Annotated in this window: 2 protein-coding genes; both read left to right on the forward strand. The window is 70.6% G+C overall.

The window, feature by feature from the left end:
* Positions 1-16 precede the first annotated feature (16 nt).
* Positions 17-172 carry a hypothetical protein gene (locus tag KUM39_RS28900; protein ID WP_504740075.1) on the forward strand — a complete coding sequence of 52 codons (156 nt, stop codon included), beginning with the start codon at positions 17-19 and terminating at the stop codon, positions 170-172.
* Between the two features lie 24 nt (positions 173-196).
* The coding region (locus tag KUM39_RS27980) for a hypothetical protein (protein WP_217788574.1) at positions 197-425 on the forward strand (229 nt) is incomplete at its 3' end.

The following is a 425-nucleotide window of genomic DNA, read 5'->3' on the forward strand; positions in this document are numbered from 1 at the left end:
ACTGACCACCCTGGCCATCCTCGCCCCGGCGCTGGCCGCCGTGGCTCAGGATGCCGCAACCGCCACCTACGACCTGCGCGGTGTCGAGTCGGTGCAGGCCCTCAACGCCGCCCGTGAGGCGGCCATCGCCGCCGGCGAGCGGCTGACCCGTGAAGCCGCGAAGGCTTTCTGACCCACCCCGTCAGCGAGGACCGGCATGGGCTTGTTCACCCCGAAGTACCCGACGTCCGACACTCCTGGCGCGGGGAACGGCTCGCGGAAGCGGCGGTCCCCGCGCCAGGAGGCATACGGCCGGATGTACGCGGTCCGTGACGCCGCTGAAGCCATCAAGAGGGAACAGGCGAACGCCTGGCTCGACGGCAAGCGGCCGATTGGTGACCCGGCCGCCGACCACGACGCCGCCTACTCGATGGTCGAGCAGATAT

Origin of the sequence: Streptomyces corallincola (assembly GCF_019104725.1) — a bacterium.
In the GTDB taxonomy this organism is placed as follows: domain Bacteria; phylum Actinomycetota; class Actinomycetes; order Streptomycetales; family Streptomycetaceae; genus Streptomyces; species Streptomyces corallincola.